Consider the following 14,907-nt stretch of genomic DNA (forward strand, 5'->3'; position numbering starts at 1 on the left):
TTTAGTAAAAAAATTATTTTTAGGGAGGAAAACGTTATGCTAAGAAATAAAAAAATCATAATGATTTTGTCAGCAGTAATGGTTTTTGCTTTAGTTTTAACTGCATGTGGCACAAAACCAGCTGAAGAAGGAAACCCAAGTGGAGATAAAGTGGAAAAGGATAATTTAGTTATTGCTCAAGGTGCAGATGCAAAATCCCTTGATCCCCATTCTACAAATGACCAACCATCTTCAAGGGTAAGCAAGCAAATTTATAATACTTTAGTTGAGTCAACTGTGGATATGGAATTAGTACCTGGTTTAGCTGAAAGTTGGAATCAAGTAGATGAAACTACTTGGGAATTCAACATAAGAAAAGGTGTTAAATTCCACAATGGAGAAGAATTAAAAGCAAGTGACGTTAAATTCTCAATAGATAGAATGTTAGCATCTAAAAAAGTAGCCCATATAGTTGAGGCTATAGAATCCGTTGAAGTGGCAGATGATTATAAAGTTATTGTAAAAACTGCTGAGCCCTTCGGACCACTTTTAGCTCATTTATCCCATACTGCAACTTCAATTGTTAATGAGAAAGCTGTAACAGAAGCTGGAGAGAACTATGGACAAAATCCAGTGGGAACTGGCCCATTTAAGTTTACAAGTTGGGATGCTGGGGACAAGATAACTTTAGAAAGATTCGATGAATACTATAAGGGTGCAGCTAATGTTAAGACTGTTGTTTTCAGAAACATTACTGAAGGAACCAACAGAACAATTGGACTTGAGACAGGTGAATTAGATATAGCCTATGAAATCGAACCAATCGATAAAGATAGAGTAGCAAATCATGAAAGTCTACAATTAATTGAAGGGCCTTCACTATCAATGAATTATATTGGTATGAACAATCAAAAAGAGCCATTCAACAACGATAAAGTTAGAAAAGCAATTAATTATGCAATTGATGTTGATGAAATTATCACAGCCGTTGAAAATAATGCAGCTCAATTAGCAAATTCACCAATAGGACCTAGAGTTTTTGCACATAATGATGCTATAAATGCATATGAATATAATCCAGAAAAAGCTAAAGAATTATTAAAAGAAGCTGGGTATGAAAACGGATTTAAGACTACAATCTGGACAAATGATAGTCCAGTAAGAATGCAAATTGCTCAAATAGTACAAGCTAAATTAAAGGATATAGGAATCGAAGTTGTGATCGAGCCACTAGAGTGGGGAAGTTACTTAGAGAGAACTTCTAAGGGTGAACATGACATGTTTATTCTTGGATGGGTTACTGTAACAGCAGATCCTGATTACGGACTATACGCATTATACCACAGTACACAACAGGGTGGAGCAGGTAACAGAAACTTCTACGCTAATGAAGAAGTAGATAAGCTTCTAGAAGAAGGTAGAACAGCTATAGATTCTGAAAAAAGAGCTGAGGCCTATAAGAAAGCTCAGGAAATCATAGTAGACAATGCGCCAGATGTACTGTTATACTACAAGACTCAAAATGTTGGAGCCCAAAAATCTGTTAAAGGATTTGAATTACATCCAGCAGGACACCACAGTGTTTATGGTGTAAGCTTCGAGTAGTATTAATAAGTTAAATGTAATTCTATGATAATTAAATAATAAAAAGTAGGACCCTAGGGTCCTACTTTTACTTTGAAGAAGAAAAATTACAGAAAGTTAATTTCGTATACAAAAACGTAATAATTTATTAGATGTTCGCTTTTACAAATTAATATTGGATATATATGTATATCCAAGTTGAGTTTTAAAAGCGAGTATCTTAATTGTAAAATTTGAAGGGAGGACAACAATGAGTAAGTATATATTAAAAAGACTATTACTTCTTATACCAGTACTATTAGGTGTTACATTTATAGTTTTTACAATCATGTCACTTACACCTGGTGATCCTGCACAGCTAATGCTTGGAGAAAGTGCGCCACCGGAAGCAGTTCAGGAGCTTAGATCAGAAATGGGATTAGATGATCCATTCTTTGTACAATATTTTAGATTTGTTGGTAATGCAATGAAGGGTGATTTTGGTAGATCCTATGCAACTAAAAGAGAAGTGTTTTCCGAAATATTTGCAAGATTCCCTAATACTTTGATATTAGCAGCAGTTGGTGTAGCTATAGCCGTTGCCATCGGTATACCTGTTGGTATAATATCAGCCACCAAACAGTACTCATTGATGGATAGTATAAGTATGATTGCAGCATTACTTGGGGTGTCTATGCCAAACTTTTGGCTAGGGATGATGCTTATACTGGTATTCTCTGTTGGACTAGGATGGCTTCCATTTGCGGGATTTGAAAGTGCCAAAAGTATAATCTTACCAGCAATAACTTTGGGAACAGGAGCGGCGGCGATTATAACGCGTATGACTCGTTCCTCAATGCTTGAGGTTATAAGACAAGACTACATCAGGACTGCAAGGGCCAAGGGTGTGGCTGAGAAAAAGGTTGTCAATAAACATGCTCTTAAAAACGCGCTTATTCCTGTTATCACTGTAGTTGGTCTACAGTTTGGATATTTACTAGGGGGAGCAGTTTTAACGGAGACAGTCTTTTCATGGCCAGGGGTAGGTAGATTGCTAGTTGAAGCTATTAGACAAAAAGATACCCCTACAGTTTTAGCTTCAGTGGTTTTCATGGCTACAACTTTCAGTTTTGTTAACTTACTAGTTGATATATTATATGCATATGTTGATCCAAGAATTAAATCTCAATATAGCAAGTAATTTTATTTGAAAAGGAGGTATAAAGATGGCTTCAAATATAGGGCAAGGAACAGTGGCTGCTGTAAAGAAGAAAAATAAAAAAAGAAGTCAATGGGCTGAAGTATGGAGAAGATTAAAGAAAAATAAAATGGCTATGCTAGGCTTAGCCATATTAACTATATTAGTGTTAGCAGCAATATTTGCGGATTTTATAGCCGATTATGATGATGTGGTTGTTAGTATGGATCTTACAAATAAATTAAAGGGACCAAGTGCTGACCACTGGTTTGGGACTGACGAATTTGGTAGAGATATTTTTGCTAGAATGGTACATGGAGCTAGAGTATCCCTTAAGGTTGGTATTTTAGCTGTAGGTATATCTATAATAATAGGGGGTTCCCTAGGTGCGGTAGCAGGTTATTATGGTGGAAAACTGGATAATACAGTAATGAGAATTATGGATATTTTTCTAGCAATTCCTAGTATTCTTTTAGCCATTGCTATAGTTTCGGCTTTGGGACCGAGTCTCATGAACCTAATGATTGCCATTAGTGTATCTTCGGTACCCACCTATGCAAGGATAGTTAGAGCCTCAGTGCTTTCAATTAGAGATCAAGAATTTATCGAGGCTGCCAAGGCCATAGGGGCCAAGGACCTTAGAATAATCCTAAAACATATAATTCCAAATGCGTTGGCACCGGTTATAGTTCAGGGTACTTTAGGTGTTGCGAGTGCTATTCTTTCAACGGCGGGACTTAGCTTTATAGGGCTTGGGATACAGCCACCGGCACCGGAGTGGGGAGCAATGCTGGCAACGGGGAGACCTTATTTGAGATATGCATGGCACGTAACTACTTTCCCAGGACTTGCTATTATGATTACAATATTAGCCCTTAATCTTGTAGGTGATGGTTTGAGGGATGCATTAGATCCAAGATTAAAGCAGTAATTTATAGAGGAAAATCATTCTTAGGAGGGAGTGAAAAAAATGAGCAAAAAAGAGCTTTTAAATATAGAAGACTTAACTATTCATTATATAACAGAAGACGGTACGGTAAATGCCGTTAATAATATAGATGTAAAACTTAATAAAGGCGAAACCCTAGGCTTAGTTGGAGAAACTGGTGCGGGTAAAACAACTACAGCACTTGGAATAATGAGACTAATACCAAATCCTCCAGGGAAAATAATGAGCGGGAAAATTGAATTTGAAGGTAAAGATTTATTAAATGTTCCAGAAGAGGAAATGAGAATGACTAGGGGAAATAAAATATCAATGATTTTTCAGGACCCTATGACTTCTTTAAATCCCGTTATGACAGTTGGTGAACAGATTTCTGAGGTTATAGAAATTCACCAGGATTTAAATAAACAAGAGGCAATGAAAAAAGCAGAAGAGATGCTTGAGCTTGTTGGTATCCCAGGGGGAAGGGTAAACGATTATCCACACCAATTTTCAGGGGGTATGAAGCAAAGGGTGGTTATTGCTATATCACTTGCATGTAATCCCCAGCTTCTTATTGCAGATGAGCCAACTACAGCATTAGACGTTACTATTCAAGCTCAGGTTCTTGATTTAATGAACAATCTAAAGAAAGAATTTAATACCGCAATGATATTGATTACCCATGACCTAGGAGTTGTGTCAGAGGTTTGTGATAAGGTAGCTATAATGTATGCAGGTGAGATTATTGAAACCGCAACACTGGAGCAGTTGTTTGAGAATCCTAGACATCCTTATACATTAGGATTATTTGGTTCTATTCCAAACTTAGATGAAGAAACCGATAGATTGAAACCCATAAAAGGTTTAATGCCGGACCCTACTAATCTTCCTACAGGTTGTAAATTTCATCCTAGATGTCCATATGCTACGGATATATGTTCTAAACAATCACCAAAGGACACTGAAATCCAAGGTGGACATAGGGTTAAATGTTTAATATATGAAGGTCTTGTAGATGCGGAGGTGAAAAGATAATGGCTGATAAAATATTAGAAGTAAGAAATTTAAAGAAACACTTTAAGACTCCTAAGGGAATGCTACATGCAGTAGATGGAGTGGACTTTTCTATAGAAAGTGGTAAGACTCTTGGTATAGTCGGTGAGTCTGGTTGTGGAAAGTCAACTACGGGTAGAGTTGTGTTGAGACTTCTAGAGGCTACGGATGGAGACATTATCTTTGAAGGTAAGAATATTAGAATGTTCGATAAAAAACAATTGAGGGAACTTCGTAGAGAAATGCAAATAATCTTTCAAGACCCCTTTGCATCTTTAAATCCAAGGATGACTGTTAGTGAGATCATTGGAGAACCGTTAATAATTCATGGTATTACTAAAAACAAAAATGAGCTTAGCAAAAAAGTTTCAGAGCTTATGGATACGGTTGGATTAGCTGATAGACTTGTAAATGCTTATCCTCATGAGCTTGATGGTGGAAGAAGGCAAAGGATAGGTATTGCCAGGGCACTTTCCTTAAACCCTAAATTTATAGTATGTGATGAACCAGTATCTGCCCTTGACGTTTCTATTCAGGCACAGGTACTAAATCTAATGCAGGATTTACAAAAAGAATTAGGACTTACTTATATGTTCATAACCCACGATTTATCAGTGGTTAAACATTTTTCAGATGATATAGCGGTTATGTACCTTGGACAACTGGTTGAAAAAGCACCTGCAAGAGAACTGTTCAAGAATCCAGTTCATCCATATACAAAGGCATTACTTTCAGCTATTCCTGTACCAAGCTTAAAAAACAAAAAAGAAAGAATAATCCTTAAGGGCGAGATCACATCTCCAGTTAATCCTAAGCCAGGATGTAGATTTGCTAAAAGATGTCCCCATGCAGATAAATGTACAAATGCAAATTCACAACCTGTATTAAAGGATATTGGAAATGAGCATTATGTGGCTTGCCATATGGTAGATAAATTTATATAGTATAAACGATAAAATAATAGGGGTGTCTTTGAAGACATCCCTATTATTTATTTTTGACAATACCCATGGTGTAATCATATATACAAACCCCTTGAAACTATTGATAAAATATTCTGAATATGTTAATATAACTTAACAAACATCGGGTTAAAATTAAATAGGAGGAAGATATTGTTGATTTTAAGAGGGGGTGAAACTATGTTAAATTTCAGGAATGTCAAAGCTAAGGATTTAATGGATAAGTCCATAAAGGGTTTAGATGAGAATTCATCTATTAAAAAAGCGGCTGAGTATATAATTGAGAATAGGGTCGATAATGTACCTATTATAGATGAACATAATATATTGCAAGGTATATTACATAAACAAAAAATCCTTAATAGAATTAATAAACAGGATTTTTTTTCAAGAAAGCTAAGGGATATGTCCTTTAGAGATTGCTTAGACAATTGTATAGGGAAGGAAGACCCAGCAAACATTATATATAATAAGAAGCATGGGGAGCTTTTTGTCGTAGATGAAGAAAATAGATTATGCGGAGTATTAAAGAAGTTTAAATATCTTTCAGAAGAGTTGAACTTTCTTTTGCTGAGCATTAATTCTATCATTGAATCTACCAATCATGCCATAATTGCTATTGATAAGGATTCAAATATTATTATGTTTAATAATGTTGCTGAACATATTTTAGGAATTAAAGCCAGTGAAGCCTTAGGGAAAAGAATTAATGATGTACTGTCTGCATCCCAGCTGCCCGATGTAATTGAGGATAGAAAAACCCATATCAATTCCCTAATACATATAAGTGGAAAGAAAATTATTACTAATAGGGCACCTATAATAAAAAATGGTGAAATTTTGGGAGCTATAGCCCTGTTTTTTGATGTGACCGAGCATGATAATCTATTAAAGGAGCTTGAGGAACAGAAAAATGTTTCCCAAGTTCTCAATACCATATTAGAAACTGTATATGATGGCATATTGGTTGTTGATAAAGAGGGCTATATCACCATGATTAGCAAAACCTATGAAATGTTTCTAGAGGTCGAGGGTCAAGACGTTATTGGTAAGCATGTAACAAAGGTAATAGAAAATACAAGAATGCATATTGTAGTAAAAACTGGTATACCTGAAATAGCAGATATACAGAAAATTAAAGGAAGCTATATGGTTGCTTCTAGAATACCCATAGTAAAAAATGGAGAAGTAGTAGGGGCTGTTGGAAAAGTTCTTTTTAGGAATGTGGACGATTTAAATGATTTGTATAAAAAGATCAGCCTCATGGAACAGGAAATAGAGGAATATAAGGGGGAGCTGAAAAATATAAATAGGGCTAAATATACATTTGCAAATATTATAGGTGTAAGTAAAAGGATATCAGAGACCAAGAGGTTAGCCCGGAGAGCTTCTCATACAGATTCAAATGTATTGATATTAGGAGAAAGTGGAACAGGTAAGGAGCTATTGGCCCATGCCATTCATAATGAGAGTAGTAGAAGCTTTGGCCCTTTTATAAGGGTTAATTGTGCAGCAATACCTTCAGAATTATTGGAATCAGAACTGTTCGGCTACGAAGAAGGTGCATTTACTGGAGCTAAAAAGGGAGGGAAAATAGGGAAATTTGAATTGGCTAATGGTGGAACAATATTCCTTGATGAAATCGGAGATATGCCCTTATCCATGCAGTCAAAATTATTGAGAGTAATACAAGAAAGAGAAATAGAGAGGGTTGGAGCATCGGTGGCAAAAAGAATATATGTTAGGATAATTGCTGCTACCAATAAGAATCTTGAAGAAATGATAGCAAAGGGTGAATATAGGGAGGATATTTATTATAGACTTAATGTATTTACCATTTTTGTTCCAGCGTTAAGGGATAGACCTGAGGATATTGTTCCTCTGAGTAAATATTTTCTTAGTAATTTAGACAATAAATATCATAAAAACATAGAAAAAATTTCCCGTAAAGCCATGAACTATTTAGTAAAATACACATGGCCAGGAAATGCCAGAGAACTTGAAAATGTCATTGAAAGAGCAATGAATCTGGTTGATATGGGTGCTTCTATTGATGTAGAACATTTACCGGAAAAGATTATTGGCAATCAATATAGTAATAATATTAAAAATCTAAAGGATATTTTATCAAAGGCCGAAAAAGAAGCAATAGTAGAGAGTATGAGAATCACTAATGGTAACAAAACAAAGGCTGCTAGTTTGCTTGGAATAGGGCGGACGACATTATATGAAAAATTAGAAAAATATGGTCTGAAAAATATATCATAGAACAATCTGTAGAAAAAGTGTTTGTTTAACTGAACATATTCATAATACTACCAAAATATAGTCCGAGAATCAGTACAATAACTATATAAATGAGAATCCTATGTTCGAAAATCCAAACATAAAAACTCTAATGAAACTTCTTTTGTTTTGTTAGAGTTTTTTTATGTTGCCCTTTTGCCCTCTACTCATATCATAATATGATATTTATGTAAAAAATAAACTGGCATGTAATTTGCATAATTGTATTTTTAGATATAGAAAACTAACTTTATAGGGTTTGTATAGTGAAGCTTAATTAATACATATCAAATACTCAGTGTTTTTTGGAAGTTTTTGATGGATATAAATTAAGGTTTCTACTTGAATTCCTATGGTGTGGAAGGGAGGATTTAATTTGAATTCAAAAGTAATGCCTGCCGCCAGGGCAATTGCTATGATCAAGGATGGGGATATGGTGGCTAGCGGTGGATTTGTTGGTAACTGCCATCCCGAAGAATTAACATCAGCACTAAAAAAACGTTTTCTTGAGAAGGGGACACCTAAAAATCTTAGTTTGGTTTATGCTGCTGGACAAGGTGATAGTAAGGACAAAGGACTGAATCATCTTGGACATGAGGGGTTAGTAAAAAAGGTTGTTGGAGGACACTGGGGATTAGCACCTAAGCTACAGAAATTAGCATTGGAGAATAAAATTGAGGCATATAATTTACCCCAAGGTGTAATAACCCACTTGTTTAGGGATATTGCCGCCGGCAAACCTGGTACAATCACCCACGTAGGATTAAAAACCTTTGTTGACCCTAGAATTGAGGGAGGAAAAATAAATGATGTTACTAAAGAAGATATAGTTAAACTGATAGAATTAGAGGGAAAAGAATATCTGTTTTACAAAGCATTTCCAATAGATGTAGCTTTGATAAGAGCTACATATGCCGATGAAATCGGCAACGCCACCATGGAAAAGGAGGCGGTTTCTTTAGAGGTAACATCCATGGCTCAAGCAGTTAAGAACTCAGGGGGTATCGTAATTTTACAGGTTGAAAAGGTAGTGAAGAGGGGAAGCTTAGATCCAAAGTTGGTAAAGATACCAGGAATATATGTTGATGCCATTGTTATATCTAATCCAGAGAACCATATGCAGACCTTTAAAGAGCAATATAATCCGGCTTATACGGGAGCAATAAGGGAACCCGATGGAGCGTTAGAAGAGCTTGAGCTTGATGCAAGGAAAGTAATCGCAAGAAGAGCCGCCATGGAGCTTATACCAAATGGTGTAACAAACCTAGGAATAGGGATGCCTGAAGGGATAGCCCTGGTTGCGAGTGAAGAGGGTATTGATAGGGAAATGGACTTGACAATAGAATCGGGACCTATTGGAGGAATACCAGCTGGGGGATTAAGCTTTGGAGCGGCAACTAATCCCGAAGCAATAATCGATCAGCCCTATCAGTTTGATTTTTATGATGGTGGTGGTCTAGATGTAGCATTTTTAGGATTAGCCCAATGTGACAAGTACGGAAATATCAATGTTAGTAAATTTGGGCCTAAGATAGCTGGATGTGGGGGATTTATTAATATTACTCAGAATGCCAAAAAGGTGGTATATTGCGGCACTTTTACTGCAGGTGGATTAAGCTTAGAAATATTAGATGGAAAGCTTATCATAGAACAAGAGGGAAGAATTAAGAAATTCACAGATCATGTGGAGCAAATAACCTTTAGTGGAAATTATGCTGCTGAGAATGGACAAAGGGTTATATATATAACTGAAAGAGCCGTCTTCGAGCTTTCTAAGGAGGGTATGGTTTTAATTGAAGTAGCACCGGGAGTAGATTTAAAGAAGGATATACTAGGTCTTATGGAGTTTGAACCAATTATTGCTGATAATTTAAAGCTAATGGATATGAGAATTTTTAAAGATGAACCTATGAATTTGAAAATAGATTAAGAGGAAAGAGTGTATAAACAATAGATTTTTGTACTAATTATTGAATTAGAAAAAGGAGGGTATTGAATGTTAGGAGTTATTGCTATTATCTTAACCTTAGGTGCATTAATGTATTTTGCCTATAGGGGAGTTACGGTTCTTGTATTAGCACCCCTATTGGCCATGACAGCAGTATTAGTTTCCGGTGAGTTTCCACCCCTTTATGCATTATCTAATGTGTTCATGCCGGCGGCTGTTGGGTACATTGGCAAGTATTTCCCTGTATTTTTAGCTGGAGCCATATTTGGAAAGCTTATGGGTGTAACAGGAGCAGCGACATCAATCGCTAATTTAGTAGCCGATAAGTTTGGAGAGAAAAAAGCTATTACAGCTGTGGTAATTGCGACCTCTTTATTAACCTATGGTGGAGTATCATTATTCGTTGTTGTTTTCGCAATGTATCCAATCGGAGCAACATTACTTAGAAGAGCCAATGTTCCTAAAAGATTATTACCGGCAGCTATTGCCCTTGGAGCATTTACCTTCACAATGACTGCCCTTCCAGGTTCTCCACAATATATAAATACTATGCCAACGGTTTATTTTGGAACGGATATTTATGCGGCTCCCATTTTGGGTATCATAGCAACCGCAATCATGATGCTTGGGGGTATATACTATTTAAATCGTAGATCAGACAAACTGATGGCTTCCGGTGAGGGATATGGAGACCATCCAAATGAAAATCTTCATGAGCTTGATGATAATATTCCAAGATTTGGGCTTGCCATTGCTCCCATATTAATCGTATTTATAGTAAACTTTATTCTTACAAATTGGTATTTTAAAATACCTTCAGTTGTTGAAAAATATAAAAATATTGGTGGAGCTGTAAATGGTACTTGGCCGGTTATTCTAGGACTTGGAATAGCAGTTATATTCATAATTCTTACTATGAGAAAGTTCCTTCCACAGACAAATAAAACTGTATTTGAGGGGGCAGTAGGAGCGCTCCTTCCTATATTCAACACCGCATCCGAGGTTGGTTACGGTGGCGTAATCAAGTCATTGGCAGCATTTACAACGGTAAAATTAGGTATAGTAGGTATGGCAATTCCATCGGTATTTAAGGTAGGAATTTCAACCACATTACTTGCTGGTATTGTGGGTTCAGCTTCAGGGGGTACAGCTATAGCATTAGAAATATTGTCAAAGGAGTTTTTGGCGATGGGAATAGCCCCGGAGGCTCTTCATAGAATCATGATCATAGCAGCGGGAGGGCTAGATTCTTTACCCCACTGCGGGGCAATAATTACCTTATTGGCAGTTACTCAGCTTACCCATAAGGAAAGCTATAAGGATATAGCTGTCAATACCATAGCATTACCACTCTTAGCATCTTTCATCATTTCATTATTCTATTTGATTACTGGCTTATATTAGGAATGATTATATAAATATTTAAAAAAAGTGAAATAATGGATTTGTAATTAGCGGAGGTGCCATAGGGCACCCCCGCTAGTTTTCAAAGAAAACACATAATCAAGCTGAGATAAACCCCGTAACTTTTCATTGATTAATTAAAATAATTATGTTAATATATTCTATGTTAAAGAAAATCAAATATCATGCGCCATTGGCTCAATTGGATAGAGTAGCTGACTTCGAATCAGTTGGTTGCAGGTTCGAGTCCTGCATGGCGTGCCATTTGTAACTAAGTAAACTCAACACATATAACGGTGTTGAGTTTATCTTTGTATTGGGATAAGATGCTAGATGGAGATAAAAAAGGAAATTTTATGATGTTTTTTAGTAGATAATCTTGATTTTCATTTTGATATATAAGTCTTAACGGTCCTAATGCCTGTAATTGCCAAGTAATATTCTGTAAACTTTCATTATATAATGTCAAAAAAGATAAAAACAGACTGTTTCTTTCTAAAATTTACATATAGAATAATATATGAATTTGAAGACAATTTAAGGAGGACGAAAGATGAAGACTAAGAAATTAGGAGTTTATTTTGTAGTATCTATGTTAATGGTATCATTTGTGTTTGTGGCGGCAGGGATACAGGTTTATGCGGCAGAGGTTGGTGATCAATTACCGCAACCAGAAGATGGATGGAAGAGGTACGACAATGGGAATGATAAGATTATATATGAAGGTGATTATTGGAGAAATGTTCATGGATTTGCTGGATTTTACAAGGATACGCATCATTCAACATTTCCCAATGCTTCTCTAGGTCATGCTATCAAATTCAAATTTACTGGAACAAAATTAAGAATTCTTTCAGGCTCTAATGCAACTTACTCAGATCATATTATCATAAATATAGATGGTGTTGAGCATTATTTCTCAGAGAAAGGTCCAGAGAATTTCGGAGCATTGAATTTCGAAGCCACGGGATTACAAAACAGTATACATGACGTACAAATTATAGGGACAGATTCAGAATACATGGCGTTAGATGCCATAGACATAGACGAAACAGGTGAATTATTAGATATAAATACTCCTACTTTGGTAACAAACTTAACAGCAACAGCAGGAAATAAAGAAGTAAAGCTTTCATGGGATAAAGTAGAAGGGGCTGAAAAATACGTCGTAAAAAGATCAACAACAAAAGGTGGAGAATATAAGGAAATAGGAGAAACTAAAGAAACAAGTTATACAGATAGTGGTCTTGAAAATGGTACTACATACTATTATGTTGTATGTGCCGTAAAAAGTGGAGTAACAAGTCCAGACTCAAAAGAAGCATCAGCAACACCGCAAAAAAGTAGTAGTGGTGGCGGTAGTGGAGACAGAGCAATATTAAGAATTACCATGGTAAATGGTAAGATAAACGAATATGATCTATCAATGGATGATGTAAATGACTTTATTGATTGGTATGAAGATAGTATTGATGATAAGGATGATCCATATTATACTATTGAGAAAGACTACAATATAGGACCATTTGAAAGTAAAAAGGATTACATAGTAGCCGATAAGATACTACAGTTTGAAGTAATGGAATATGAAGATTAAAAATGAAACCCTTGAATTTTCAAGGGTTTTACTAATATATATATATATTCCTTGTAGAGTTTAAATCTCAAAATATAAATCATTACATTTTTGGAACAAAATAAATACTTATACCGTCTAAGTTCATGAGGAGGGATAGAGAATGAAGAAGGTATCTTTTATATTAGTGATTTCTTTGCTGTTATCAAGTATAACAGGCTGTGCTGATTTAGGGGGAAATGTAGCAATTGATAGTGCAAGTACATTAAAAAAAATTCACATTGATGATGGGAAGGTTGATGAAAAAATAATAAATAGCATCAATAATATAGGAATTGATGTTATGAAGAATGCTAGTGAAGAAGGTGATAATGTTATAACTTCACCTTTAAGTCTTGCAGTTGTTCTTACTATATTAGCTAATGGTGCAGAGGGTGATACAAAAAAGGAATTAGAGTCAATCATTAACCCATCGAATATTTCAAGGGAGCAGCTAAATGATCAATATTGTTTATTGCTAAATATGCTTAATGATTCGGGCTATGAGGAAAATAATAAAAAAACCACTATGATAAATACTGCAAATTCCTTGTGGACATCAAAGGATTTTTCTTTAAAGGATGATTTTATAAAAAATTGTACTTCGTATTATGATGCAGGAATTTATAATGTTGATTTTCATAATAAGAATACTCTTTCCACAATAAACCAGTGGATAAGTGATAAAACAAGTGGAAAGATTAAAGATTATTTGAAGAATATAAACCCAGGGACTGTAATGTACATATTTAACTCCCTATATTTCAAAGGAAAATGGCAAGATGAATTTTCTAAGAAGAATACAAAGTCCGAGGATTTCTATCTTAAGGATGGAAGTAAGAAAAAAGTAAAGATGATGAATGCTGAAAGACAAATGTCATCCTATGAGGATGATGATATTGTTGCAGGAAATTTAAATTATTATGGATGCAGTATGCAGCTTGTTATACCCAAGGGAGATATAGATAAGTATATAGAAGCCTTAGATTATCAAAAACTTCAGGAAAACCTAAAAAATAGTGAATATGTAAAAACAAAAATAAAACTTCCTAAATTCCAATATGAAGGGGAGTATTCCTATAAGAAGATTCTTCAGAAGCTAGGTGTTAATAAGACCTTTGCTATGGATGATGCGAATTTCAGCTATATTTCAGATGATAAACCGTTATTTGTAAATGACATATCTCAAAAGTGTGTTATAGATGTGGATGAAGAGGGAACAGAAGCGGCAGCACTTACAACTGTACATTTATGTGGAGCAGCTCAGCCTCCGGAAAAAATAATAGAACTTTATGCTGATAGGCCATTTATATATTTTATAAAGCACGGTAGAACAGGGGTCTTGATGTTTGCAGGGGTTGTTTATGAACCTTAGACCACTGAAATATAATAATATATACTTGACTGTTAATTATATATGGTTTAATATTTTGTAGTATGGAAATTGCAATAAGTCTTTTACATTTTAATTCTTTGAAAAGCATTGAAGCTTTGGCTATTCAAAAAATCAAAATGTAGATTTATAAGTGCGTTCTATATAGTTTAATTATGTTTAAGAAAGGAAGAACCCAATGGATACACTAGATCAATTTATAAAGTATGTAAGATTAGATGAGGAAAAAAGGATTATAGTTTCTGTTCAAAATCAATTTGAAGCATATTTACAGGATAATAATACAAGGGTTATGCTAAAGCAAAGCGTACAAAACATATTAAAGGATGATTTTGAATTAATGGAAGTTGGGAAAAATACATGTAGAATCACAGTGAAAAAGGGTACGGAAGATAAAAATTTAGAGTTGATAAGGACTGAGCTTGTAAAAGGACTTGAGATGGCCATGGCATTTTTGAGTCAAATGGGTAGCATGAATAAATAAACTAAATATATTCTTTAAGATTTAATAATTGAGCAAATTACATAATTACTTTCTACAGAAATCATCTACTACATAGTTTTGAAAGCCACAAAGA

Annotated in this window: 11 protein-coding genes, 1 tRNA gene and 1 pseudogene; all 13 read left to right on the forward strand. The window is 35.1% G+C overall.

What is annotated here, in order from left to right; translation table 11 throughout:
• Window positions 1–36: 36 nt before the first annotated feature.
• The 13 genes and pseudogenes from N4A68_03965 to N4A68_04025 all read left to right on the forward strand — a co-directional run bounded on the left by N4A68_03965 (window position 37) and on the right by N4A68_04025 (window position 14,813).
• Window positions 37–1,584 (forward strand): glutathione ABC transporter substrate-binding protein, encoded by a 1,548-nt coding sequence (locus N4A68_03965; GenBank protein ID MCT4563455.1) that lies wholly within the window; start codon window positions 37–39, stop codon window positions 1,582–1,584.
• A gap of 229 nt (window positions 1,585–1,813) precedes the next feature.
• Window positions 1,814–2,743, forward strand: a complete 930-nt coding sequence (locus N4A68_03970; GenBank protein ID MCT4563456.1) for an ABC transporter permease — start codon at window positions 1,814–1,816, stop codon at window positions 2,741–2,743.
• Window positions 2,744–2,768: 25 nt separating this feature from the next.
• Window positions 2,769–3,671, forward strand: coding sequence for an ABC transporter permease (locus tag N4A68_03975; GenBank protein MCT4563457.1), 903 nt, complete (start codon window positions 2,769–2,771; stop codon window positions 3,669–3,671).
• Between the two features lie 39 nt (window positions 3,672–3,710).
• The gene (locus N4A68_03980; GenBank protein MCT4563458.1) at window positions 3,711–4,703 is read left to right on the forward strand and encodes an ABC transporter ATP-binding protein; all 993 of its coding nucleotides are present in this window, start codon (window positions 3,711–3,713) and stop codon (window positions 4,701–4,703) included.
• Entirely contained in the window at window positions 4,703–5,665 is a 963-nt protein-coding gene (locus N4A68_03985; GenBank protein ID MCT4563459.1) for an ATP-binding cassette domain-containing protein, read from the forward strand. Before N4A68_03980 ends, N4A68_03985 begins: the two co-directional genes overlap by 1 nt.
• Window positions 5,666–5,899: 234 nt before the next feature.
• Window positions 5,900–6,040: pseudogene (locus tag N4A68_03990) on the forward strand (CBS domain-containing protein).
• Between the two features lie 210 nt (window positions 6,041–6,250).
• On the forward strand, window positions 6,251–7,951 hold the full coding sequence (locus N4A68_03995) for a sigma-54-dependent Fis family transcriptional regulator (protein ID MCT4563460.1): 1,701 nt from the start codon (window positions 6,251–6,253) through the stop codon (window positions 7,949–7,951).
• A 370-nt stretch (window positions 7,952–8,321) separates the two neighbouring features.
• Window positions 8,322–9,899: an acyl CoA:acetate/3-ketoacid CoA transferase gene (locus N4A68_04000; GenBank protein MCT4563461.1), complete on the forward strand. Its 1,578-nt coding sequence runs from the start codon at window positions 8,322–8,324 to the stop codon at window positions 9,897–9,899.
• Window positions 9,900–9,965: 66 nt separating this feature from the next.
• A complete protein-coding gene (locus N4A68_04005) occupies window positions 9,966–11,321 on the forward strand; it encodes a GntP family permease (protein ID MCT4563462.1) in 1,356 nt (451 codons plus the stop codon).
• Window positions 11,322–11,508: 187 nt separating this feature from the next.
• Window positions 11,509–11,585: transfer RNA gene (locus N4A68_04010), tRNA-Arg, on the forward strand.
• A gap of 289 nt (window positions 11,586–11,874) precedes the next feature.
• On the forward strand, window positions 11,875–12,918 hold the full coding sequence (locus N4A68_04015; GenBank protein MCT4563463.1) for a hypothetical protein: 1,044 nt from the start codon (window positions 11,875–11,877) through the stop codon (window positions 12,916–12,918).
• Between the two features lie 142 nt (window positions 12,919–13,060).
• A complete protein-coding gene (locus N4A68_04020) occupies window positions 13,061–14,311 on the forward strand; it encodes a serpin family protein (GenBank protein MCT4563464.1) in 1,251 nt (416 codons plus the stop codon).
• Between the two features lie 196 nt (window positions 14,312–14,507).
• Window positions 14,508–14,813, forward strand: a complete 306-nt coding sequence (locus tag N4A68_04025; GenBank protein MCT4563465.1) for a hypothetical protein — start codon at window positions 14,508–14,510, stop codon at window positions 14,811–14,813.
• Window positions 14,814–14,907 lie beyond the last annotated feature (94 nt).

Origin of the sequence: Maledivibacter sp. (genome assembly GCA_025210375.1) — a bacterium.
Taxonomy (GTDB): Bacteria; Bacillota; Clostridia; order Peptostreptococcales; family Caminicellaceae; genus JAOASB01.